Source organism: Frankia sp. QA3 (genome assembly GCF_000262465.1).
GTDB lineage: Bacteria > Actinomycetota > Actinomycetes > Frankiales > Frankiaceae > Frankia.
The window spans coordinates 4,529,597-4,550,346 of record NZ_CM001489.1; the positions used below are offsets into that span (position 1 = coordinate 4,529,597).

Consider the following 20,750-nt stretch of genomic DNA (forward strand, 5'->3'; position numbering starts at 1 on the left):
CGGCGACCTCGCCGACCACGATCACCGCCGGTGAGCGCACCCCCGCCGCGATCGCGTCGATGGCCAGGGCGTCGAGCGTGGTGCGCAGGACCCGTTGGGCGGGGGTGGCGCCCCGCTCGATCACCGCGACCGGCGTGGCCTCCGGGCGGCCGCCGGCGAGCAGGGCGTCGACGATGTCCATCAGCCGCGCCACCCCCATGAGGATGACGATCGTCGCCCGGGAGGCGGCCAGCCCCGCCCAGTCGACGGTCGAGTCGGGATGGCCGGGCGGCAGGTGCCCGGAGACGATCGCGATCTCCTGCGCCAGGTCGCGATGGGTGACCGGGATGCCGGCCAGCGCCGGCACGGCCAGCGCCGAGGTGACGCCCGGGACGACGGTGCAGGTCACGCCCGCTTCGACGCACGCCTGGGCTTCCTCACCGCCGCGGCCGAGGACGTAGGGGTCGCCGCCTTTGAGTCGCACGACCCGGGCGCCGGCGCGGGCCCGGTCGACGAGGACCGCGTTGATCTCCTCCTGGGCCCAGGAGCGGGCCGTCGGACTCTTGCCGACATGGATGATCTCCGCGTCGGGTGGCGCGGCGTCGAGCAGGACGGCTGCGGCGAGCCGGTCGACCACGACCACGTCGGCGGTCGCGAGCAGCTCACGACCACGGACAGTCAACAACCCGGGATCGCCCGGACCAGCCCCGACCAGCCAGACCTCACCCGCGATTCGCCCGTCCGTCACGGCGTGCACCGTACCTGTTCGCCCTCGTCCGGCGAGCGATCACGCGGTCGGCGCCACATCGGCACCGGGCGGGACGACCCGGCCGAGTCTCACCGTGCCGGTGCCGAGGCGGTCAGTGGATGCCGCACTCCGTCTTGTTCGTGCCGGCCCACCGGCCCGCGCGGCCGGCGCCCCGCCGGGTGCACGGCCAGCAGCCGACGGACTCGTAGCCGTCGGAGAGCAACGGGTTGACGATGACGTCGTGCTCGGCGACGTACCGGTCGACGTCGGCGTCGGTCCAGGTCGCCAGCGGGTGGATCTTCACCTTGCCGCGGCGGGCGTCCCAGTCGACGACCTTCAGGTTCGCCCGGCCGGCGGACTCGGCGCGCCGCGACCCGGCGGCCCAGGCGCGGTACGGCGCCAGCGCCCGGTCCAGCGGCACGACCTTGCGCATCCGGCAGCACAGGTCGGGATCGGTCTTGTAGAGGTCCTGGCCGTAGACGGCGTCCTGGCCGACGACGGTGAGCTGCGGGCGGACGCTGATCAGCGGCAGGTCGTAGGTCGCGGCCACCGCGTCGCGGGTGCCGACCGTCTCCGCGAAGTGGTACCCGGTGTCGATGAAGACCACGGGCACGTCGGACCGGAGCCGGGCGAGCATGTCGACCAGGATCGCCTCGGCCATGGACGCCGCGACCACCAGCTTCGTGTCGAACTCCTCGACCGCCCAGCCGAGGATCTCCTCGGCCGGCGCGCCTTCGAGCTCGTCCCCGGCCCGCAACGCCCGGCTCTGCAACGCGGCATCCATCAGCTCGTCTCCTCGTCGTCGCGCGCGGCACCTCGCCGTGCCGTCTGGTCCCCCGTTGCGCCGGGCGTCCCCGCCGGCGTGGAACCGACCGGGCTCGCGGCGACCGCGAGGGCCGTCAGGCTCAGCCGGAAGGCGCGCCGGCAGGACCGGCACGCCCAGTGCCCGTGCCCGGAACCGGTGCCGTCCGGCGCCGGTTGCGGGACGATGTCCTCCTCGCCGCAGTACGGGCAGTAGAAGGGCACCGCGCGATCACTGCCGGCCATCGGCGCCTCTGGCCGCCGGCCCGGCGCCGGCCCCGGCCGAGGAGCCCGCGGCGCCCGCCGCGGCCAGCGACGTCTCGTCGGCCCGTTCCGCCCAGTCCGCGAAGCTCTCCCCGTCGGCGCGCTCGGCCCGGTAGGTCTCCAGCAGACCGACGACGTAGTCGAGCAGCCCGTCGGCGGTGACCTTCAGACCGCGCGACTTGCGGCCCAGCCGCGACCGGGTACCCAGGTGGCCGCCGAGGTGGACCTGGAAGCCCTCGACCATCTCGCCGGCGTCGTCGGGGACCAGCGAGCCCTTGAGCCCGATGTCGGCGACCTGGAAGCGGGCGCAGGCGTTCGGGCAGCCGTTGACGTTGATCCCGATCGGCTCGTCGAAGTCGGGCAGGCGACGCTCCAGCTCCTCGATGAGGTCGCGGGCGTTGCCCTTGGTCTCGACGATGGCCAGCTTGCAGAACTCGATCCCGGTGCAGGCCATCGTGCCGCGGCGGAACACACTCGGCCGGACGACCAGATCCAGCGCCGCGAGCTCGGTCTCCAGCTGCGCCACCGCCTCGTCGGCCACGTCGAGGATGACCAGCTTCTGGGTCGTCGTCGCGCGGATGCGGCCCTGCCCGAACCGGTCGGCGAGATCCGCCACGGCCCGCAGCGTCGTCCCGGACAGCCGGCCCGCGCGCGGGGCGAAGCCCACCGCGTTGCGGCCGTCGCGCTGGCGGTGCACGCCGATGTGGTCGCGCCCCTCGTTGCGCGGGGGCGCCGGCGGCGGCCCGTCGGGCAGCGCGGCCGTCAGGTACTCCTTCTCCAGGGTGGTCCGCACCCACTCGGCGCCCATGTCCGCGACGAGGAACTTCAGCCGGGCACGGGTGCGCAGGCGGCGGTAGCCGTAGTCGCGGAACAGCGAGGCGACGCCGTGCCAGACCTCCGCGACCCGCTGCGGCGGCACGAACGCCCCCAGGCGCACGCCGAGTTTCGGATTCGTCGACAGTCCGCCGCCGACCCACAGGTCGTAGCCCGCGCCGAGCTCCGGGTGCACGACGCCGACGAACGCGATGTCGTTGATCTCGTGCAGCGTGCAGTGGTCCGCGCAGCCGGAGATCGCGCTTTTGAACTTGCGGGGCAGGTTCGCCAGCGCCGGGTCGCCGACGAAGCGCTCGACCACCTCGTCGATCGCGGCCGACCCGTCGATGACCTCGTCGCCGTCGACGCCCGCCAGCGGACAGCCGAGGATGACCCGCGGGGTGTCGCCGCACGCCTCGGCGGTCGTCATCCCGGCGCCCTCGAGCGCGCCCCAGATGGCGGGCACGTCCTCGATGCGGATCCAGTGCAGCTGGATGTTCTGCCGGTCGGTGACGTCGGCGACGTCCCGGCCGTACCGGGTGGAGATGTCCGCGATGACCCGGAGCTGGCCGGCGGTCATCCGCCCGCCGTCGAGCCGGATCCGCTGCATGAAGTAGGAGTCGTCGAGCTCCTCCGGTTCGAGGATCGCCGTGCGGCCTCCCTCGATTCCCGGCCGACGCTGGGTGTACAGACCCCACCAGCGGAACCGGCCGCGCAGGTCCTGCGGGTCGATCCCGTCGAAGCCGGTGTGCGGGTAGAGGTTGAGGATGCGGTCGCGCACCTCCAGCCCGCCTTGGTCCTTCTTCATGCGCTCGTTGGCGTTGAGCGGCTCGGAGTATCCCAACGCCCACTGGCCCGCTCCCTTGGGACGGGACGGGCGTGCGGGACGGGAGGGACGGGCAGGAGAAGTCATGAGATCTCTCGATGCGCGGGGAAACGCGACGCCGTCGACACGGCGCCGCGAACGGGAACGTCAGCGGTAGCGGCGACAGCCGGCGCTGGAGACCCGCAGCAGATCGACGTGCAGGCGCGCGACGAGCATCGGCTCAATCACGAGGCACGCGGCCGCGGGGGACGACGCGAACCCGCGCCGGGGCGAGACGCGGACCAGATCCGACGCTCGCTCAACCGACGCCCCGAGGGTGAGGGCACGCGCAACCACGGCCCCCATGCTTCCACAGAAGTGACGCCGATGGGCAGGTTGTGGGCCCCAGGACCACCCCATCGGCGAGCATCACTTCTCAAACCACACCAAATCGGGCGGTTGGCAGCGGCGCCGCCTTGCCCTCCGACACCACCGACCCAACTCTACCGCACCGGTGGAGAAAATGAACAACGCGATCGACGCCGGCCGGCGGAACAGCCGAACCGGCGGAACAGCCGAGCCGACGAGACGGCCGAGGCCGGCGATACGGCTCAGCCGGGGCGGCGGGCGGCGCAGAGGCGGCGGAGCTGATCGACCAGCGGGCCGGTGGCCAGGCCCTTTTCCAGCAGGGCGTCCGCGCCCAGGGCGAGCACCCGGTCGAGCAGCGCGTCCTCGGAGAAGCCGGTGAAGATGACCACGGTGGCGTGCGGCGCGACCCGCCGGATCCGTGGCAGCGCGCCGATGCCGTCCAGCACCGGCATCGCGAGATCGAGCAGCACCAGGTCCGGCGCGGTGCGGATGACCTCGTCGATGGCCTCCGCCCCGTTGGCGGCGGCGCCGACGACCACGAAGTCGGGTTCGGTGCCCAGCAACAGGCAGAGCAGCTCGCGCACGCCGTCCGCGTCGTCGACGACCACCACTCGGCGCGGGGCGGCGGCCGGCGGCCCGGACGCGCCCGCGCCGTTACGGGCGGCGGTGTCCTCGGGCCGTTCGCCATCCGGGATCGCGGTCCACGCGGCCGGATGGCTGGTCTGCGCGCCCATGCCTCGGCCGGCATCTTGGCCGACCTCGGGGCGGGAGGCCACACCGGCGGAGCCTCGAGCCGGGGCGACAGCGTCGTCCCGGCCGAGTCCGACGGTGTCGGCGTCCACCGAACGGCCGGTATCCACCATTCTTTTGTACGCGCCCCACCCGACCCCGCGCATCGTCATTCAGGATGGTTTCCCGGGATGACCCATGCCGGTCATGATGGCGATACCCGCAGACCGTGGCGAAGCGCCGCAGGCCAGGCGTGGCAGCGATAGCCCGCGTTGCGGGAATAGCCCGCTGGGACGATCTCTCGGTGATTCCACGGCTTTCCGGCGGGACTTCCTCAGCAACACTCCCGTTTCCCAACAAGAACCCAAGAAAACAGGCATAATGTCTCGACGGGGTCCCGATGCCCAGCCGACCCGTCGAACAGGGTGCAGTAGATCCAACACGCATCGCGATACAACCCGCTCGGACGCCTCCATTTGCAACGGAGAGTAATCATCGTAAGCGTTCGCGTATGGGACTTTTGACCTCTAGTCTACTAGGGTGCGCCATGGAGTAACCTGATCACTACCGGTGAATCCCTGCCGGCTCTCGGGGGGGCACGAGAGGCGGCGCACGACGACTGGCCTCCCTCTGTGGGAGGCGACCTCTGCCACGCGGAAGGACGTCACAGATGCGGCAACGGAGCCGAGGCCGGCAGGGCACGGCGACCGCTGAAGACCTGCTCCCCGTGGAGGTCCGGCGGCGGCGCTGTGAACGCGTTCTCTCCCGGGACGAGCTCGCCCAGCGCACCGGCTACAGCCGCCAGTACATCTCCCAGCTGGAACAACCCAGCCGCGGCATTCCCTCGCGGCCGGTGATCGCGGCCGTCGACGCGGCGCTGGAGGCCGGGGGCGCCCTGGTGGACCTGCGCGAGGCGGCCGTGGCCGCGCGGGCCGAGCGCCTGCGCCGCCGGCCCGATCCGGAGCGGGAGTCCCGCCGCCGGGTGTCCGACCTGCTGGACCACCGCCGCTCGGACCGCGAGCTGGACTACCTCGATCGGCTGGTCGCCGACCTCATCGCCAAGGCCGACCGGCTCGACCCGCAGGACGTCACCGCCCGAGTGCTCGACCAGCAGAGCGTGGTCGACAACCTGCTGCGCACTCCGCTGCTGCCGCACCAGCAGTTCCGGCTGTTCATGCTCGCCGGCCACCTGGCCGGGCTGCTCGCCATCTCCCTGCTCGACGTCGACGAGCTCGCGGGCGCGAGCACCTGCTGCCTGGAAGCGGCGGTGTTCACCGAGCTCACCGGCCACGAGGGGCTGCGAGCCTGGACCCTCGCCGTCAACGGGCTCATCGATGCCGCCGCCCGGCGGGCGTGCGCCGCCGACGCCGGCCAGGCACCCGACGCCGCCCCTCCGGCTGCTGCCGGGGCCGACGGCCGGCTCGGCGGGCCGGCTTTCACCCCGCTGCCCGGGCGGTCGGGCGCCGCGGGTCGCACCCCGGCGATGCCCGGCTCCCAGCCGGGTGCCGCCCCGCCGACCAGGTTGGATCCCGTGGAGGGGCCGCCGTCGCCGGTCGGGTCGGGCGCCTCGGCGGAGGCGTTCACGCCGGCCGGGCCTGGCGCGGAAGCGGACGGTTCGACCGCCTTCGAACCCGCCCTCCCGAGTGGGGACGGCGGCGAGTCGCTCGACGAGATGCTGATCGCGCCCGGCGGGCGGGCCACGCCGCCCCGGCTGATCGCGCTCGTCAAAGGCCGCATCGCCCGTTTCGCGACCGCGAACACCCATCGGACCGTCCCGCCGTCCGGCATCTCCCACGCGTTCCGGCCGCCGGTCTGACCCTGAGCAGCCCGACCCGGTCCAGCGCCGTTGGACCGGGGCCGGTCAGACCTCGGCGAAGGTCATCGTCCGCAGCGGGGGGACATCGCCGCGGCGCGCGGCCTTCTCCGCGAAGGCGCGGATGCCCGCCTGCTGCCGCTCACCCAGCCGGAAGTCGAGGGTGGTGAAGTAGCGGGCCAGCGTCGCCGGGTCGAACACCTCGAAGCGGGCCGCCCGCGTCGCCACCTGGTCGACATCGCGCAGCGCGAGGTCCAGCCCGGAGCGGAACGCGTCGTGGACCTCCTTCACCGTCCCGGGATGCCGCTGCGCGAACGACCTCCGGGCGGCCCACACCGCGAAGACCATCGGCAGTCCGCTCCACTCCCGCCAGGCCGCGCCCAGATCGATCAGGCCGAGGGGATGCCCCTCGCCGCCGCGTTCGGCGTCGTAGGTCGCCCGCAGCGCCACATCCCCGATGATCACCGCGGCGTCGGCCTCCCGCAGCATCGACGGCAGGTCGGGCGGCATCGTCACGTACGTCGGCCGCAGGCCGTGGCGTTCCTCCAGCAGCATCCGGGCCAGCAGCACGCTGGTCCGCGACGTCGAACCGAGCGCGACGGTGCGGACCTCGGCGAGCGGCACCGCCGTGCTCAGCACGACGGACAGCACCGGCCCGTCTGATCCGACCGCGAGATCAGGCAGAACGACGAGATCCTCGGCATGTCGGAGGTACTCGACCAGGCTGATCGGACCGATATCGAGGTCGCCCGCCACGAGGGCCTCGTTGAGCCGGTCGGGGGTGTCCTTGGTCAGCTCGATGTCGAGCAGCGCACCCGAATGGACCAGCCCCCAGTACAGCGGCAGACAGTTCAGGAACTGGATGTGCCCGACCCGCGGCCGGGCCTCGGCGCCCGCCGGCCCGGTCAACGCTGCCCACCGTGACGGTTCTCCATCACGGCGAGGACCGCGCGGCGCTGCCGCAGCGCCAGCGGATAGCTGATCAGCCCACTGACGACCAGCGCCAGCACGAACGCGAGGAACCCGCCCGCCCCGAGCAGCAGGACGACGGCGAGCACCACCCCGAAGAGCACCGCTCGGACCGCGAAATACCGCAGGTTGATGCCGAGCAGGCCGCGTTCCCTCCCGGCCGGGGCCGCCGGCGGCGCGGACGCGGCCCGCCTCGGGCGCACGGTAAGGCGCTTGCGCGGTTCCATCAGGACCTCCGCTTCTTCGTCGGCACCCAGCCAAGCCTGCGCAGCACGGTCGGGAAGAACCCGAGCCCAAGAAAGACGACGAGCAGGCCGAGCAGGCTGGCGCCGCCGATCGGCAGGCCGGCCCAGTCGAGCAGCACGTAGACCGCCACGCCCGGGACCAGGATCACCAGGAAGGCGAGCACGAAGATCGAGCCGATGCCCGGCGCGCCGGGCGGCCGGACCCGCGGACGGGGGGTGGACGTGGCGTTCGCGGCCGGGGCGCCCGCGGGCGCGGGCTGACCCGCCGCGCGGGCCGGCGTCGGCTCGTCCTCGCTGGCCATCGAATCCCGCCTCAGGCGTCGATCGAGGTCGGGATCTCGCGGCGGGCCGGATCGGGACCGTCGTAGCCGCGGATCTCCCGGTAGCGGGTGTCCCGCTCGACCGGCCGGAAACCGGCATCCCGGATGATGGCCAACAGGTCCTCCCGCGTCATCGTGTCGGGGGTCCCGAAGCGGTCCGCGTCGTGGGTGATCTTGTACTCGACGACCGAGCCGTCCAGGTCGTCGGCGCCGAAGTTCAGCGCGAGCTGCGCCGTGGTCAGCCCGTGCATCACCCAGAAGCACTTGACGTGGTCGACGTTGTCGAACAGCAGCCGGGAGACGGCGAACGTCTTCAGCGCCTCGGCGCCGGTCGCCATCGGCTGGTTCATCAGCCGGTTGCGCGGGTCGCCGGCGGCGTCGTGCTGGAAGCGCAGCGGGATGAACACCGCGAAGCCGCCCGTCTCGTCCTGCAGCTCCCGCAGGCGCAGCACGTGATCAACGCGGTGGCGCGGCTCCTCGATGTGCCCGTAGAGCATGGTGCACGGCGTGCGCAGACCCTTGGCATGGGCGAGGCGGTGGATGCGCGACCAGTCCTCCCAGTGGGTGTCGTGGCCGACGATGTGCTGGCGGACCTCCCAGTCGAAGATCTCCGCGCCGCCGCCGGTCAGGGACTCCAGGCCCGCGTCGATGAGTTCGTCGAGGATCTCGTCGGCGGGCAGGCCGCTGATCTTCTCGAACCAGTGGATCTCGGTGGCGGTGAACGCCTTGAGCGCGACGCCGGGCAGCGCCTTGCGCAGCTCCCGCAGCGAGCGGGGGTAGTAGCGCCACGGCAGCGTCGGGTGCAGGCCGTTGACGATGTGCAGCTCGGTGATGCCGGCCGGCTCCATCTCCTTGGCGAGCCGGACGGCCTCCTCGATGCGCATCGTGTAGGCGTCGGCCTCGCCGGGCTTGCGCTGGAACGAGCAGTAGGCGCAGGACGCCGAGCAGACGTTGGTCAGGTTCAGGTGCCGGTTGACGTTGAAGAAGGTCCGGTCGCCGTTCTTCCTGGTCCGGACCTCGTGGGCGAGGCCGCCGAGCCAGGCGAGATCGTCACTGGCGTACAGCGCCTCCCCGTCGGCGCGGCTCAGCCGCTCGCCGGCGGAAACCTTGGCCTCGATCTCCCGTTTGAGCCCAGCATCCATGACGTCCAGACTAGCCCGCAACGCCGCCACACCCGCCCGGGCCGGCCGGGCTGACCCGTCACAACCGCCGGGCCCGCGGGCGTCCGCCTCACGCGTCCCGGCCCTTGCCGGCAACCGGAGGCTGCGGCCCGGCCGCGCCCCTGGCCGCGGCGGCACGCTGCGCCGCCCGGCGCTGCATGCGCCCCAGCGGCCAGGTCAGCAGGCCGGCGACCGCGAGACCGATCAGCACCGAGAGCAGCAGGCTCACCCCGACCACCGCGAGCACGACCGTGATCACCACGAGGGCGGCCAGGCGGATCAGGAAGTACGGCAGCTGCACCCGTAGGTCGACGTCCTGCGGCGCGGGCCGCTCCCGGCGGCCCGTCGCGGCCGCCCTCGCTCGGCCGGATCCACGTCCCCGGCCCTTCGCCGCCCCGCGCCCACCCGTCGCCATGTCGTCCTCGATCCGCCGAGCTCGTCGCCCCGACAGGGGCCGTTGACCGACCGCCCCGACGCGGAGCCGTCCTCGACCACTCTGCCCGTCCCGGCAGGGTCTCTGCCAGGGGGAACCGACTCCTGCCGGTCCCGGCGAGGAAGACGGCGGGCGCGGACGACGCTCAGTGGGGCGGACGGCGGGCACCACCGAGCTCGCCGGTCCAGCGCCGGAACAGGGTGTGCGGCACGCCGGCGGCGTCGAGCACCCGTCCGGCGACGAAGTCGACGAGGTCGGCTGCGGTGCGCGCCCCGGCGTAGAAGCCAGGACTGGCCGCCGCCACCACCGTGCCGGCGTCGTGCAGGGCGAGCATGTGGCGCAGCGTCGCCGCCGTGTACGGCATCTCCCTGGGGACGACGACGAGCCGGCGCCCCTCCTTGAGCGTCACGTCCGCCGAGCGCTGCAACAGGTCCTTGGACAGGCCCAGGGCGATTCCGGCCAGGCAGGCGGTGCTCGCCGGGACGACGATCATGCCGCGGGTCGGGTAGGAGCCGCTGCTCGTCGGCGCTGCGAGGTTGCCGGATGCGTGCACCGCGACGAGCGCAGCCACCGCGTCGGCCAGCGCGGACGACGAGTCCTCAGCGTCGTCCGTGGCGCTGTCCGCGGCGCTGTCCGCGGCGCTGTCCGCGACGTTGCCGCCGAGGGGCGCGGACAGCCAGGCGGCCAGCGGACGTGACCAGTCGGCGTCGTGCCAGGCGATGCCGGTCTCATCGAGCAGGGTCAGCCGGGCGGCCCGGGAGAGCACCAGGTCGACGGGCAGCTCGGCGGCGAGCAGCCCGCGCAGCACCGCGGCAGCGTACGGCGTCCCGCTGGCGCCGCTCACGCCGACCACCCAGGGAACCCGCCCACCCGCCGGGGCATCCGAGGGATCCCGCCGCCGGCCGGGCGAAGGCGTTGCCCGGCCGGCGCTCCGGTCGACGTCCCCACCGTCGGGGCTGCGGTGGGGACGGTCGGTGGTCGTCATGGCAGGGATCGGCTCGGCCGGCTCAGGCGGACAGGCCGCGGCTGATCAGGTCGGCGACGGCGAAGCCGAACAGGGCGATGCCGACGAAGCCGTTCGCGGTGAGGAAGGCCCGGTTGACCCGGGACAGGTCCTTCGGCGAGACGATCGCGTGCTCGTAGCTGAACGCCGCCGCGGTGACCGCGAGGCCGGCCCACCACCAGGCGCCGTTGTCCTCCATCAGCCCGTAGACGACGAAAAGCGCGAAGGTGACGACATGGGTGACGGTGGAGCCGATGAGCGCGCCGCGGACCCCGAAGCGCGCCGGCACGGACCGCACCCCGATGTGGCGGTCGATCTCGGCGTCCTGGCAGGCGTAGATGAGGTCGAAGCCGCCGATCCAGGCGCCGACCGCGAGGCCGAGCACGACGGCCGCCCACGACCAGTGGCCGGTCACCGCGATCCAGGCCCCGATGGGGGCGACGGCCTGCGCGATGCCGAGCACGGCGTGCGGGAAGTCGGTGAAGCGCTTGGCGTACGGGTAGATCACCAGGGGCGCCACCGCGATCGGGGCGAGCGCGAGGCAGAGCCAGGACAGCGTGGCGGCGGCGGCGAGGAAGACGGCGAGGGCGACGACGGAGCCGACCACGGCGGTGCGCACCGACACGGCGCCGGTCACGAGCTCCCGGCCCGCCGTGCGCGGGTTGCGGGCGTCGATGGCGCGATCGATGATCCGGTTGGCGGCCATCGCGAAGGTCCGCGCGGCCACCATGGCGACCGTGACGAGCGCGAGGTCGGCCCAGTGGACCGACCCGGACGCGGCGAACGACGCAGCCAGGGCGGCGATGTAGGCGAAGGGCAGTGCGAAGACCGAGTGCTCGATGACGACGAGCCGCAGGAACGCCCGCACATGCCCGAGCGTCTGCTCCTGGCCACCGCCGGAACTTCCCCCGGGCCTGGCGGTGCCACCCGACGCGCCCGGCAGAAACGCCGCGTCACTCACCGCAACCCCCCACCCACTGCCTTTCCTGCTTGTCCGGAGGCATTGGCGTCCGATTCATCCCTCTGGATAGGCGAGGAGAGGTGGTCATAGGCCGTACTCCTTCCAGCGACGGGTGACCTGGGCGCGGACCGCGTCGTCCATGACGATCTCCTCGGGCCAGCCGCCCTCGCGGCGGTACCCCTCGGTCGGCAGCTTGCGCGTCGCGTCCACCCCGACCTTGCCGCCCCAGAACTGCTCGTAGGAGGCGTGGTCGAGGTGGTCCACGGGGCCGATCGTGGTGATCAGGTCGTGGGCGTAGTCGACGTTGCCGAACGCCCGCCAGGCCACCTCGGCGTAGTCGTGGACGTCGCAGTCGGCGTCGACCACCACGATCAGCTTCGACAGCGACAGCAGCCCGGCGCCCCAGACCGCGTTCATCACCTTCTGCGCATGCTTGGGGAAGCGCTTGTCGATGGAGACGATGCAGCAGTTGTGGAAGACGCCGGCCTCGGGCAGGTCGTAGTCGACGATCTCGGGGATCATCATCTTGATCAGGGGGCGGAAGATGCGTTCGGTGGCCTTGCCCATCGGCCCGTCCTCCTGCGGCGGGCGGCCGACGACGATCGTCTGGAAGACCGGGTCGCGCTGCATCGTCATGACGTCGACGTGCAGCGCCGGGAACGGTTCGACCGGCGTGTAGAAGCCGGTGTGGTCGCCGAAGGGGCCCTCCGGTCGCCGCGCCCCCGGCTCAAGCCAGCCCTCCAGGACGATCTGGGCGTTCGCCGGCACCCGCAGCGGCACGGACAGGCAGTCGACCATCTCCACCCGCTCGCCGCGCAGGTACCCGGCGAACAGGTACTCGTCGATGTCGGCGGGCAGCGGCGCGGAGGCGGCGTAGGTCACCGCCGGGTCGCAGCCGAACGCGATCGCCACGGGCAGCCGCTCGCCGCGGCGCTCGGCGACGGCGTGGTGGGCGTTGGAGTCCTTGTGGATCTGCCAGTGCATGCCGACGGTGCGCGCATCGTGCCGCTGCAGCCGGTACATCCCGAGGTTGCGGGCCCCGGTCTCCGGGTGGCGGGTGTGGGTGAGGCCGAGGTTGAGGAAGGCGCCGCCGTCGTTCGGCCAGGCGTGCACGCCGGGCAGCCGGAACAGGTCGACGTCCGGTCCCTTGAACACGACGTCCTGGCACGGCGCGGTGCGGACCCGCCGGGGCGGGATCGAGGTGAGCGAGGCGGCCTTGCCCAGCGCGTCGCGCAGCCCGGACAGGCCGGTCGGCAGCTCCGGGCGCAGCAGCGCGGCGAGCCGGTCGCCGATCTCGTCGAGGCGGTCGACCCCGAGCGCGGCGGCCATCCGGGCCTCGGTGCCGAACAGGTTGATGGCCAGCGGCATGTCGGCGCCGCGGGGCGACTCGAACAGCAGCGCCGGCCCGCGCTCCCGGACCACCCGGGTCACGATCTCGGTGACCTCCAGGTGGGGGTCGACGGGCACGGAGATCCGCCGCAGTTCCTTTCGCCGTTCGAGATGAGCGAGGAACGCGTGTAGATCCGCCCAGGCCATGCCTCCATCCTGGCAGCCGGCGCGCCCGGCCGTCCGGCCTCCCACCATCCGTCACAGTCGAAACCCGGGGAGTCACGACGCACGGCGGCTACGGTGAGCGGGCGGACGCCGGTGGCGGCCGATGGCGGACCGGCCGGACGCGGGCTGCGGCCGGAGGGCACACTAGGGATACACGGGCCGGCCATCACCGCGACATGTGCGCTCTCCGGGGAGGGCGTTGCACGCTCGTCTGCCCCGTTCGGCGATGCCGCTGGAGGCCGGGACTACACACCCGCGGACCGATGTTCATACCGATATGTCGAACCGGATGTAATCGATCAAGGAGAGCGGGAAGGAGCGACCAGCCTGTGCTGGGCCTCGCGCTGGGTTTCGTGTTCATCGGTATCTGGGCATACACGATCGCCGACGTGTTCGGGACACCGTCCGATGAGGTACGCGGTATGTCCAAACCGATCTGGATCGTGGTCGTGATTCTCTTCTACGTGCTCGGGGCGGCCGCCTGGTACTTCTTCGGCCGGCCGCGAGCGAACGGGCTCGGAGCACGGCCGCCGCGGCGGGCGGTTTCGGATCACCCGGCCTTCGGCCAGCGGTCCACCTGGGACGTCGACCGCCGCGAGGGGGGCCTGGGACGCCCCGGTTCGCGGATGGGCACCCGGCGGCCGGTCGCGCGGCCCAAGGGTCCCGACGACGACCCGGAGTTCCTCCGCGAGCTCACGGACCGCATCCGCGGCGGCGAGGCCGAGCCGCCGCCGTCGTCGCCGCGCGGCTGACGCGGCAGTCCGCCGGACCCGCCGGACCGTTCATCCTCGCCGCAGTAGTTCGCACCGGACCGCAGTAGTTCGCACCGGCGGACCGACGCCAGAAGGTCATCAGCCTGACCCGTCGAGGCGTCGAGGTCCGTCCGCAGCTCGTCCAGGCCCTGACCGCCGGCTCCCCCCGCTCGCCCGGCTTTCCCCGGACGACCAGCAGCATCTCCACGCGCTGCTCGCCGAGGCGGGGGGCCGACCCGAGCCGGTTCACCTGCCAGGCAGCCGCCCCATCCGGCACCGCCGCGGATGAGGCGGAGCCGGCCAGACCGCCCGGTCCGAGGCGCTGACACCCGCGGCTCGGCGCGTCAGGCCGGCCCCCTGGCCGGATGCCAGCCGGATGGGCCTCGTGCGGCCAATGGCCGCGCGCAGTGGCCGGGTTCGCGCGGTGCGCCTGCCTCAGATGCCCGCGTAGGAGTGCAGGCCGGTGATGACGAGGTTCACCAGGTAGTAGTCGACGAACAGCGCGGTGAAGGCGACCAGGGAGATGGCGGCGGCCCGCCGGCCCCGCCAGCCGGCGGTCGCCCGCGCGTGCAGGTAGGCCGCGTAGCAGACCCAGGTGATGAACGACCAGGTCTCCTTGGGGTCCCAGCCCCAGTAGCGACCCCACGCCGCCTCGGCCCAGATCGCCCCGGCGATGATCGCGAAGGTCCAGATCGGGAACGCGAACGCGATGACCCGGTAGGACAGTGTGTCGAGCGCCGCGGACGACGGCAGCCGCATCACGATGCCACCGCGGCGCTGCATCGCCCGGCTGGCGTCGGCCCGGCCGGCCGCCACGTCGGCGAGCCGGTTCTCCCAGCGCTCCTTGACCAGGAACAGCACAGTGGTCACCGCGGAGACCAGGAACACGCCGCTGGAGACGATCGCGCCGACCACGTGGATCTTCAGCCAGTACGAGTTGAGCGCGGGCACCAGCGGGCCGGGTGCGACGTAGAGGACCGTGCCGGCGAAGCCGAGGTAGAGCACCACCGGCACCATGACGAAGACGCCCAGCCAGCGGACCCGCTGCCGGGTCATCAGGGCGAGAAACGTCGTGACCGCGATCAGGCAGATCATCGACGAGTACTCGTACATGTTGCCCCAGGGCACCCGGTCCGCCGCGATGCCACGGGTGATGACCGAACCGAGGTGCAGCGCCCAGCCGACCACCGTGAGCAGCACGGCGATCCGCCCGATCCACCGGGCGCGGGCGGGCACCTCGACGTCGCCGTCGTTGCCGGCGACCAGGGTGTGGGCGGCCTTGTCGCGCTGGCGCACCGTCTCGATCTCACGGGCGCGCGCCGCCGCGAGCGCGGCCGCGGCCGGATCGTCCGGGTCGATCTCCACGCCGGATCCGGTGTCCACCGGGGCACCGGCGCCCACGAGCACGGCCGGCCGGTCGGCCGCCGCGCGGGTGGCGGGAACGTCCGCCGCCAGCTCCGCGGCACCGCGGCGCGCGCCCAGACGGCTGAACGAAAACTCGGCCGCGTAGCCGAGCATGGCCGCGGCGTACACCGCCATGCCACTGCCGAACAGATGATCGGAGAGGCTGGCTATGCCCTCGTTGACCGCCATCAGTGCTCCCGTTCGCTGGCGTTCGACGCGGCGCCACCGGCTGCGGTGCCGCGCGATTCCGTAGTGCTCGGCGCCGCGGCGCCGCCTCCCGCGGCACGCCCGCCCGGCGCACCGCCGTTGCCCGACTCGGCGGCATCGCCCGGCGCCGCACCGTCCTTCGCCGCCACGACGTCCTTCGCCGTGGCGGCCTCACCCGGCGGTGACGCCGGCTCGGGCTGCGCCGCCGGATCCTGGCCGCCGGCCGGCCCGGTGGCCTCGCGGACGAGGGTGGTGAGCTGGCTGAGCTCGACGGCGAAGCCGTCGCCGTGCGACCGCGACAGGCCGCCGATCTCGACGACGGAACCGCCGCCGGCCGCCGGGCGCGCCCGCACCCACACGCGGCGCCGGTGCACCCGCAGGCTTGCGATCAGCCCGGCGATGATGAGCACCGCGAAGATCAGCGCCTCCTGCTTGAACGGGTCGGACTTCACCTGGAAGGTGGCGAACTCCGCGACGCTGTCGGCCTCGAGGCTCAGCCCGCCGGGCAGCGCGGTCAGGGTCCGCTGTCGCGGGTTGTTCAGGGCGAGGACCTGCGCGTTGCGCCCCGTTCCCGCCGGGCCGTTCAGGGTGAGCTGGCGCATGTCCCGGGTGTCGACCGTGTAGACGTTCTGCGGCACGCCCTCGTTGAGATGGAGGTTGCCGACGAAGCCGGTGATCGTCAGGCCGGGCGCGCGGGCCGCCGGGAAGGTCGAGACGTAGCCCTGGGTCGGGTCGAGGTGGGTCGTCGGCGTGAACACGCCGCTGAAGGCGAGCTGCTGGGGCTCCTTGCGGACGCCGAGCGGCGCCAGGCCCGTGTCGGGAATCTTGACCGTGCAGGTCGAGGTGAACATCCCGTCGCGCGGGGTGCAGGGCACGCTGCCCTGCCAGACCGTCCGACGCTGCGCGTCGCGCAGGATGAAGTGCGGGGCGTACCCATGCCCGATGAGGTAGATCTTGGCGTTGCCGAGGACCAGCGGATGGTTCACCCGAATCGTCGCCTGGCGGTTCGGCTTGTCCAGGTCGGGCGAGTAGGACACGTCGGCGCGGAAGTCCGACGGCTCGCCGTTCGGTTCGTAGGCGGCCGCGAAGCGGTCCAGCGTCAGCGAGAACGGGCGCAGCTTCGCGGTGTCGACGAGCTTGCCGCCGCTGAACTGGTCGTAGGAGATGATCGTGTTGGCGAAGCCGTCCCCGGTGACGACGAGCGTGGTCCCGGAGTAGCCGAACCAGGAGCCGAAGCCGACGGCGGCGAGCAGCCCGACCAGGGCGACGTGGAAGACGAGGTTGCCCGTCTCGCGCAGGTAGCCCTTCTCGGCCGAGACTGAGTGGTCCGGCGAGCCGTCCGGCCGCCGCGTCCCGGCGGCGGCGCTGGCGCGGAACCGGCGCCGGCGCAGCGCCTCGCGGGCGGCGGCCGTCGCCTCCGCCGGGGCCAGCGGGCTGGCCCACGAACTGCCGCCGGGCAGCCGGCCGGGCCGGGCCGGTGCCTTCGGCGGGGCGGTGAACAGCGCCTTGGCGTGCCAGCGGATCCGCGACGACAGGCAGCCGATCAGCGAGATGAACAGCAGCAGGTAGATCGCCGCGAACCAGGGGGCGGCGAAGACGTCGAAGCCGGAGAGCTTGTCGAGCAGGGGCCCGAGCGTCCGGTGGTCGGACAGGTACTCATCGACCCGCATCGGGTTGATGTTGCGCTGCGGCAGCAGCGATCCCGGCACGGCGGCCAACGCCAGCAGGAACAACAGCAGCAGCGCCGTGCGCATGCTGGTGAGCTGCCGCCAGGACCGCACGGCGAGCGCCAGGGCGGGATGCCGCCCGGCACGGGTCCCGGCGGGCTCCGGCACGCCCGCAGCGCCACCGGCCCTACCGGCGGCCGATCGGCGAGCTTCCCCGGCAGGTGCCGGGCCCGCGTCGGGCCCGGCACCGTCCCCGTCGGGTCCGGGTGGCGCGAACGCGTCCGGCGCGACGGCGACACGGGCGTCGGCATGCCCCTCAGGCAGGCGGCGCCCGCCCGAGGAATCCGGGTCGAACCCGACGGCTTCGTCGTCCACGGTGCCAGCGGGATCCACGGTGCCAGCGGGATCCACGGTGCCAGCGGTATCCAGGGTGCCAGCCGGATCGACCGCGTCCGGATCGCCGGAACCCGGCTTCGGCGCGAGGCCGGTGGCCGAGCCGGTGGGCTGGTGGGGACGGGTGGAGGAGGTCACAGCGGCGTCTCCGAGAAGCCGGGGGCATAGGGCCGCAGGTTGGCGATCAGGTCGGCCCACTCCCCGGTGAGTTGGAGCATCCCGACCGCGACGAGCAGCACCCCACCGGTCAGGGTCAGGGCGCGGGTGTGTCGCCGCAGCAGGTGCAGGGCGCCGACGGCCCGCCGGAAGGCGAGCCCGACGGCGAGGAACGGCAGCCCGAGTCCGAGGCAGTACACGGCGGAGAGGAACGCGCCCCGGCCGGCCGTCGCGCTCGTCATCGCCAGCCCCTGCACCGCCGCCAGCGTGGGGCCGAGGCAGGGGGACCAGCCGATGCCGAACAGCACCCCGAGCACCGGCGCGCCGAGCAGGCCGGGGCGCGGCAGCCGGTGGATGCGCCACTCCCGGTTCGCCCAGGACATCCGGGAGAACAAGCCGGCGAACGCGAGGCCCATGACGATGGTGAACGCCCCCAGGACCTGGTTCACCCCGACCTGGTGACGCAGCAGCCACTGGCCGAGCCCGCCGAAGGCCGCGCCGAAGGAGACGAACACCGAGGTGAACCCGAGCACGAACAGACCGGTGCCGGCGGCGACCCGCCCGCCGACGCGCAGCCGCGCCCCGAGGCCGGCGAACCGCCCGTCACGCCCACTGTCCCCGGTCTCCGCCGCCGTCGATCCGGCCCTCGCGGCAGCCGCCGCGGCGGATCCGGAATCATCCACGCCCGTGGCGGACCGCCCGGCCGCACCGCCACCGGACCCGGCCAGGCCACCGGACCCGGCCAGGCCAGCGCGGCCGATCTGGCCTGCCGCACCGGCCGGCAGCGGCGGCGCGGCGACGGCGGCGGCGGCGGCCATGACCGGCGCGGATGCCGCGCCGAGCTCGGGGGGGCCCGCCGGTTGGCGGGCGGGGCGCCGCTGGCGGTCCTGGAGCTCCTCGCCGGACAGGCCGGTGATGAAGCTGAGGTAGCCGGGAACGAGGGGCAGTACGCACGGTGACAGGAAGGACAGCAGTCCGGCCGCCGCCGCGACCGGGGCGGCGAGCAGCACGGGCCCGTCCGTGACGAGCTCGACCACGCTCACCGCAGGTCCCCCGTCCCGCTCGGCCGCCGCCCGCTCACGCCTCGGCCTGCAACCTGGTCAGCACGGGCTTGAGGTCGTCCTCGGGCACGACCGGGCCGGTGAACCGGGCCGCGATCCGCCCGTCCGCGTCGAGCACGAAGGTCGACGGCAGCCCCGGGGCGACCGGCCAGCCCGCGGCGAGCGTGCCCAGCCGGTCGACGATGCTCGGGTACGGCACGCCGTTGTCGCGCACGAAGGCCTTGGCACCTGAAGGGTCCTTCTCGTTGACGCCGAGGAAGGCCACCGTCGGGTTCTCCTTGGAGAGCTGCACCAGACCGGGCGTCTCGGCCCGGCAGGGAGCGCACCACGAGGCCCAGAAGTTGACCACGACGATCTTCCCCCGTAGGGACGCGACGTCGAGCTCGGCTCCGTCGAGGTTCTTCCCGGCCAGCTTGGGCGCCTCGTGCCGGTTCCCGGCCGCGACGAAGTCCTTGCCGGCGGACTGCTGGACGAAGTTGAAACCACCGCCGCCGGTCGCGTCGACCGGGCTCCCCCCGCCGGAACAGGCCGCGGCCAACCCCGCCACCGCGAGCACCATCGCGGCGAGCCTGACCCGCCTCATCCGCGTCCCCCGCCTCATCCACGTCCGCTGCTGGCGCACCCCCGCGACCCGGTTGCGGACAACGTCTGCCATCGGCGTGTCCGACCTGTCACCCGACGCGGACCGCCGTCCCTTCTCCGCCACGCGAACCAGTATGTGCCCTGTCCCTTCCCGCCTCGGAACCTGTCTACGACCAACTGTAGAACTCAACTCAGCGTAGGCGGCGAGGCTGGCAGGCGCGCGTGGAGTTCCCCACGGCAAGCACCCCTGGGCCTTACGGCACTCGGCTGGGTACTATTCCGCCTCCCGCCCCGGGGGGCCGCGTAGGTGACCCGTCCACCGACAGGTCGTCACCCGAGGCGGACGCGCCCGGCCTGGTGCTCGCGACGGAACCGTTGGAGGTTGTTCACGGTCTCCGCGGCCGCGGTGGTCGACAGTCTCCAGCAGTAGGACGCACCGCCGCCCCCGACCAGCCGCTCGGGGCGACGGTGCAGCCTGCCCGGATTTCCGCTCGGTCGCGGGTACTCAGCCGCGCGGCCGGTAGCACCGGATCCGGAAGCTGGCCGTCACCGTGACGCGCCGCCCCCGCCAGGCCGACTCGGCGCGCCCGCGCAGGTCCTCGGCCGTGCGGTGGTGGCCGGTCGGGCCCATCAGGGCCAGGTCGACGGCCTCGTCGGGGGACAGCACGAGCGGGATGTCCAAGCGTTCGACGGTGACGGGCGCGAACCGGTCGGCGGTCCGCTCGTCGAGTCGGTCACCCTTGTCCGGCTGCATCCCGACCAGCCCGAGCGGGCCCCGCAGCTCGGCGAGATGGCCCGGTTCGGGGGTGACGACGATGAGCAACCCGTCGGGACGGAGCACCCGCCGCATCTCGGCCGGGTTGCGCGGGGCGAAGATGTCGAGAAGCACGCTGACGCGGCCGTCGGCGACCGGCCACGGCCCGGCGGCATCGACGGCGACCGCTCCGATCCGCGGATGGGCCCGGGCGGCCCGGCGCAGCGCGTACTTCGACACGTCGACCGCGACCCCGGCCGCCCCGGCAGGCAGCGCGTCGAGCACACCGGCCAGGTGGTGGCCCGTTCCGGCCCCGATCTCGAGCACCACCGGCCCCGAACCCACCGGCCCCGAACCGGCCGGCTCAGAACCGGCCGGCTCAGAACCGGCCGGCCCCTCACCGGCCGGTGAGGCGGGGTGGAAGGTCGTGCCCGCCTCCCGGCCCCGGTCGGGAGCCGATCGGCCACCGAGCGGGCTGGCGGTCGCGAGCTCGGCGAGCCGAGTGGTGAGCGGCCGGTAGTGACCGGCCCCGAGGAAGGAATCCCGCGCGGCGACCATGGCGGCGGTGTCACCGGCTACCCGGCGGGCGCGGCCGGTGCGCAGGTTCACATAGCCGCCGCGCCCGATGTCGAAGCCGTGCCCGGCGGCGCAGCGCAGGGCGTCGCCGTCCCGATCCAGTGCGCCGGCGCACACCGGGCAGCGCAGGACCGCCAGCACCGCCGCCAGCCCCGTCGGGGCCGTCGGGGCCGACGGGGCCGGGACGCGCTCGTCGTACTCGGCGCGCAGGGCCGTCACCCTGCCGGCGCCG

General features: G+C 73.4%; 21 protein-coding genes. 2 read left to right on the plus strand and 19 right to left on the minus strand.

Translation table 11 applies throughout. The annotated features are described in order from the left end of the window. The 6 genes from cobA to FRAQA3DRAFT_RS32115 all read right to left on the minus strand — a co-directional run. Window positions 1–727: uroporphyrinogen-III C-methyltransferase (gene cobA / locus FRAQA3DRAFT_RS18575; RefSeq protein WP_035923081.1), on the minus strand; the 727-nt coding region annotated here is incomplete at its 3' end. A 112-nt stretch (window positions 728–839) separates the two neighbouring features. Next, complete coding sequence (locus tag FRAQA3DRAFT_RS18580) at window positions 840–1,511, minus strand: phosphoadenylyl-sulfate reductase (protein WP_009740588.1); 672 nt, start codon at window positions 1,509–1,511, stop codon at window positions 840–842. Further along, window positions 1,511–1,774: a hypothetical protein gene (locus FRAQA3DRAFT_RS18585; RefSeq protein ID WP_009740589.1), complete on the minus strand. Its 264-nt coding sequence runs from the start codon at window positions 1,772–1,774 to the stop codon at window positions 1,511–1,513. The genes FRAQA3DRAFT_RS18580 and FRAQA3DRAFT_RS18585 overlap by 1 nt, the downstream gene beginning before the upstream one ends. Next, complete coding sequence (locus FRAQA3DRAFT_RS18590) at window positions 1,761–3,518, minus strand: nitrite/sulfite reductase (protein ID WP_009740590.1); 1,758 nt, start codon at window positions 3,516–3,518, stop codon at window positions 1,761–1,763. Before FRAQA3DRAFT_RS18590 ends, FRAQA3DRAFT_RS18585 begins: the two co-directional genes overlap by 14 nt. A gap of 60 nt (window positions 3,519–3,578) precedes the next feature. Continuing rightward, window positions 3,579–3,776 carry a putative leader peptide gene (locus tag FRAQA3DRAFT_RS18595; RefSeq protein WP_009740591.1) on the minus strand — a complete coding sequence of 66 codons (198 nt, stop codon included), beginning with the start codon at window positions 3,774–3,776 and terminating at the stop codon, window positions 3,579–3,581. Between the two features lie 245 nt (window positions 3,777–4,021). Further along, a complete protein-coding gene (locus tag FRAQA3DRAFT_RS32115) occupies window positions 4,022–4,513 on the minus strand; it encodes a response regulator transcription factor (protein ID WP_232291656.1) in 492 nt (163 codons plus the stop codon). A gap of 665 nt (window positions 4,514–5,178) precedes the next feature. On the opposite strand from FRAQA3DRAFT_RS32115, the gene FRAQA3DRAFT_RS18605 reads away from it, so the two are divergent. Then, window positions 5,179–6,324 (plus strand): helix-turn-helix transcriptional regulator, encoded by a 1,146-nt coding sequence (locus tag FRAQA3DRAFT_RS18605; protein ID WP_009740593.1) that lies wholly within the window; start codon window positions 5,179–5,181, stop codon window positions 6,322–6,324. 45 nt (window positions 6,325–6,369) lie between these two features. On the opposite strand, the gene FRAQA3DRAFT_RS18610 is transcribed toward FRAQA3DRAFT_RS18605, so the two are convergent. The 8 genes from FRAQA3DRAFT_RS18610 to FRAQA3DRAFT_RS18645 form a co-directional block, all read right to left on the minus strand. Beyond that, the gene (locus FRAQA3DRAFT_RS18610) at window positions 6,370–7,230 is read right to left on the minus strand and encodes a menaquinone biosynthetic enzyme MqnA/MqnD family protein (RefSeq protein ID WP_009740594.1); all 861 of its coding nucleotides are present in this window, start codon (window positions 7,228–7,230) and stop codon (window positions 6,370–6,372) included. Then, entirely contained in the window at window positions 7,227–7,517 is a 291-nt protein-coding gene (locus FRAQA3DRAFT_RS18615; protein ID WP_009740595.1) for a DUF4229 domain-containing protein, read from the minus strand. The genes FRAQA3DRAFT_RS18610 and FRAQA3DRAFT_RS18615 overlap by 4 nt, the downstream gene beginning before the upstream one ends. Continuing rightward, window positions 7,517–7,837 carry a hypothetical protein gene (locus FRAQA3DRAFT_RS36145; RefSeq protein ID WP_009740596.1) on the minus strand — a complete coding sequence of 107 codons (321 nt, stop codon included), beginning with the start codon at window positions 7,835–7,837 and terminating at the stop codon, window positions 7,517–7,519. Before FRAQA3DRAFT_RS36145 ends, FRAQA3DRAFT_RS18615 begins: the two co-directional genes overlap by 1 nt. Window positions 7,838–7,848: 11 nt before the next feature. Continuing rightward, entirely contained in the window at window positions 7,849–8,997 is a 1,149-nt protein-coding gene (gene mqnE / locus FRAQA3DRAFT_RS18625; protein WP_009740597.1) for an aminofutalosine synthase MqnE, read from the minus strand. Window positions 8,998–9,085: 88 nt separating this feature from the next. Then, complete coding sequence (locus tag FRAQA3DRAFT_RS18630) at window positions 9,086–9,430, minus strand: hypothetical protein (RefSeq protein WP_009740598.1); 345 nt, start codon at window positions 9,428–9,430, stop codon at window positions 9,086–9,088. 163 nt (window positions 9,431–9,593) lie between these two features. Further along, entirely contained in the window at window positions 9,594–10,301 is a 708-nt protein-coding gene (locus FRAQA3DRAFT_RS18635; RefSeq protein ID WP_009740599.1) for a UbiX family flavin prenyltransferase, read from the minus strand. A 154-nt stretch (window positions 10,302–10,455) separates the two neighbouring features. Next, window positions 10,456–11,412 (minus strand): menaquinone biosynthesis prenyltransferase MqnP, encoded by a 957-nt coding sequence (mqnP, locus tag FRAQA3DRAFT_RS18640; protein ID WP_009740600.1) that lies wholly within the window; start codon window positions 11,410–11,412, stop codon window positions 10,456–10,458. Between the two features lie 84 nt (window positions 11,413–11,496). Next, the gene (locus tag FRAQA3DRAFT_RS18645; RefSeq protein ID WP_009740601.1) at window positions 11,497–12,948 is read right to left on the minus strand and encodes a menaquinone biosynthesis decarboxylase; all 1,452 of its coding nucleotides are present in this window, start codon (window positions 12,946–12,948) and stop codon (window positions 11,497–11,499) included. Between the two features lie 347 nt (window positions 12,949–13,295). Here FRAQA3DRAFT_RS18645 and FRAQA3DRAFT_RS18650 point away from each other — a divergent pair, with 347 nt between their 5' ends. Then, a complete protein-coding gene (locus tag FRAQA3DRAFT_RS18650) occupies window positions 13,296–13,718 on the plus strand; it encodes a PLD nuclease N-terminal domain-containing protein (protein WP_009740602.1) in 423 nt (140 codons plus the stop codon). Window positions 13,719–14,153: 435 nt separating this feature from the next. Here FRAQA3DRAFT_RS18650 and ccsB read toward each other — a convergent pair whose 3' ends face one another. The 5 genes from ccsB to FRAQA3DRAFT_RS18675 all read right to left on the minus strand — a co-directional run bounded on the left by ccsB (window position 14,154) and on the right by FRAQA3DRAFT_RS18675 (window position 20,737). After that, window positions 14,154–15,311 carry a c-type cytochrome biogenesis protein CcsB gene (ccsB, locus tag FRAQA3DRAFT_RS18655; RefSeq protein ID WP_009740603.1) on the minus strand — a complete coding sequence of 386 codons (1,158 nt, stop codon included), beginning with the start codon at window positions 15,309–15,311 and terminating at the stop codon, window positions 14,154–14,156. Beyond that, a complete protein-coding gene (locus tag FRAQA3DRAFT_RS18660; RefSeq protein WP_009740604.1) occupies window positions 15,311–17,527 on the minus strand; it encodes a cytochrome c biogenesis protein ResB in 2,217 nt (738 codons plus the stop codon). Before FRAQA3DRAFT_RS18660 ends, ccsB begins: the two co-directional genes overlap by 1 nt. Continuing rightward, complete coding sequence (locus FRAQA3DRAFT_RS18665; RefSeq protein WP_009740605.1) at window positions 17,524–18,588, minus strand: cytochrome c biogenesis CcdA family protein; 1,065 nt, start codon at window positions 18,586–18,588, stop codon at window positions 17,524–17,526. Before FRAQA3DRAFT_RS18665 ends, FRAQA3DRAFT_RS18660 begins: the two co-directional genes overlap by 4 nt. Before the next feature lie 34 nt (window positions 18,589–18,622). Next, on the minus strand, window positions 18,623–19,261 hold the full coding sequence (locus tag FRAQA3DRAFT_RS18670; RefSeq protein ID WP_009740606.1) for a TlpA disulfide reductase family protein: 639 nt from the start codon (window positions 19,259–19,261) through the stop codon (window positions 18,623–18,625). A 432-nt stretch (window positions 19,262–19,693) separates the two neighbouring features. Continuing rightward, on the minus strand, window positions 19,694–20,737 hold the full coding sequence (locus FRAQA3DRAFT_RS18675) for a putative RNA methyltransferase (protein WP_009740607.1): 1,044 nt from the start codon (window positions 20,735–20,737) through the stop codon (window positions 19,694–19,696). Window positions 20,738–20,750 lie beyond the last annotated feature (13 nt).

What these genes read in the sequence shown, in the direction of transcription:
- FRAQA3DRAFT_RS18580 (WP_009740588.1), bottom strand. Translation starts at nt 1,511, where the DNA reads ATGGATGCCGCGTTGCAGAGCCGGGCGTTGCGGGCCGGGGACGAGCTC.
- FRAQA3DRAFT_RS18585 (WP_009740589.1), bottom strand. Translation starts at nt 1,774, where the DNA reads ATGGCCGGCAGTGATCGCGCGGTGCCCTTCTACTGCCCGTACTGCGGC.
- FRAQA3DRAFT_RS18590 (WP_009740590.1), bottom strand. Translation starts at nt 3,518, where the DNA reads ATGACTTCTCCTGCCCGTCCCTCCCGTCCCGCACGCCCGTCCCGTCCC.
- FRAQA3DRAFT_RS18595 (WP_009740591.1), bottom strand. Translation starts at nt 3,776, where the DNA reads ATGGGGGCCGTGGTTGCGCGTGCCCTCACCCTCGGGGCGTCGGTTGAG.
- FRAQA3DRAFT_RS32115 (WP_232291656.1), bottom strand. Translation starts at nt 4,513, where the DNA reads ATGGGCGCGCAGACCAGCCATCCGGCCGCGTGGACCGCGATCCCGGAT.
- FRAQA3DRAFT_RS18605 (WP_009740593.1), top strand. Translation starts at nt 5,179, where the DNA reads ATGCGGCAACGGAGCCGAGGCCGGCAGGGCACGGCGACCGCTGAAGAC.
- FRAQA3DRAFT_RS18615 (WP_009740595.1), bottom strand. Translation starts at nt 7,517, where the DNA reads ATGGAACCGCGCAAGCGCCTTACCGTGCGCCCGAGGCGGGCCGCGTCC.
- FRAQA3DRAFT_RS36145 (WP_009740596.1), bottom strand. Translation starts at nt 7,837, where the DNA reads ATGGCCAGCGAGGACGAGCCGACGCCGGCCCGCGCGGCGGGTCAGCCC.
- mqnE (WP_009740597.1), bottom strand. Translation starts at nt 8,997, where the DNA reads ATGGATGCTGGGCTCAAACGGGAGATCGAGGCCAAGGTTTCCGCCGGC.
- FRAQA3DRAFT_RS18630 (WP_009740598.1), bottom strand. Translation starts at nt 9,430, where the DNA reads ATGGCGACGGGTGGGCGCGGGGCGGCGAAGGGCCGGGGACGTGGATCC.
- FRAQA3DRAFT_RS18645 (WP_009740601.1), bottom strand. Translation starts at nt 12,948, where the DNA reads ATGGCCTGGGCGGATCTACACGCGTTCCTCGCTCATCTCGAACGGCGA.
- ccsB (WP_009740603.1), bottom strand. Translation starts at nt 15,311, where the DNA reads ATGGCGGTCAACGAGGGCATAGCCAGCCTCTCCGATCATCTGTTCGGC.
- FRAQA3DRAFT_RS18670 (WP_009740606.1), bottom strand. Translation starts at nt 19,261, where the DNA reads ATGGCAGACGTTGTCCGCAACCGGGTCGCGGGGGTGCGCCAGCAGCGG.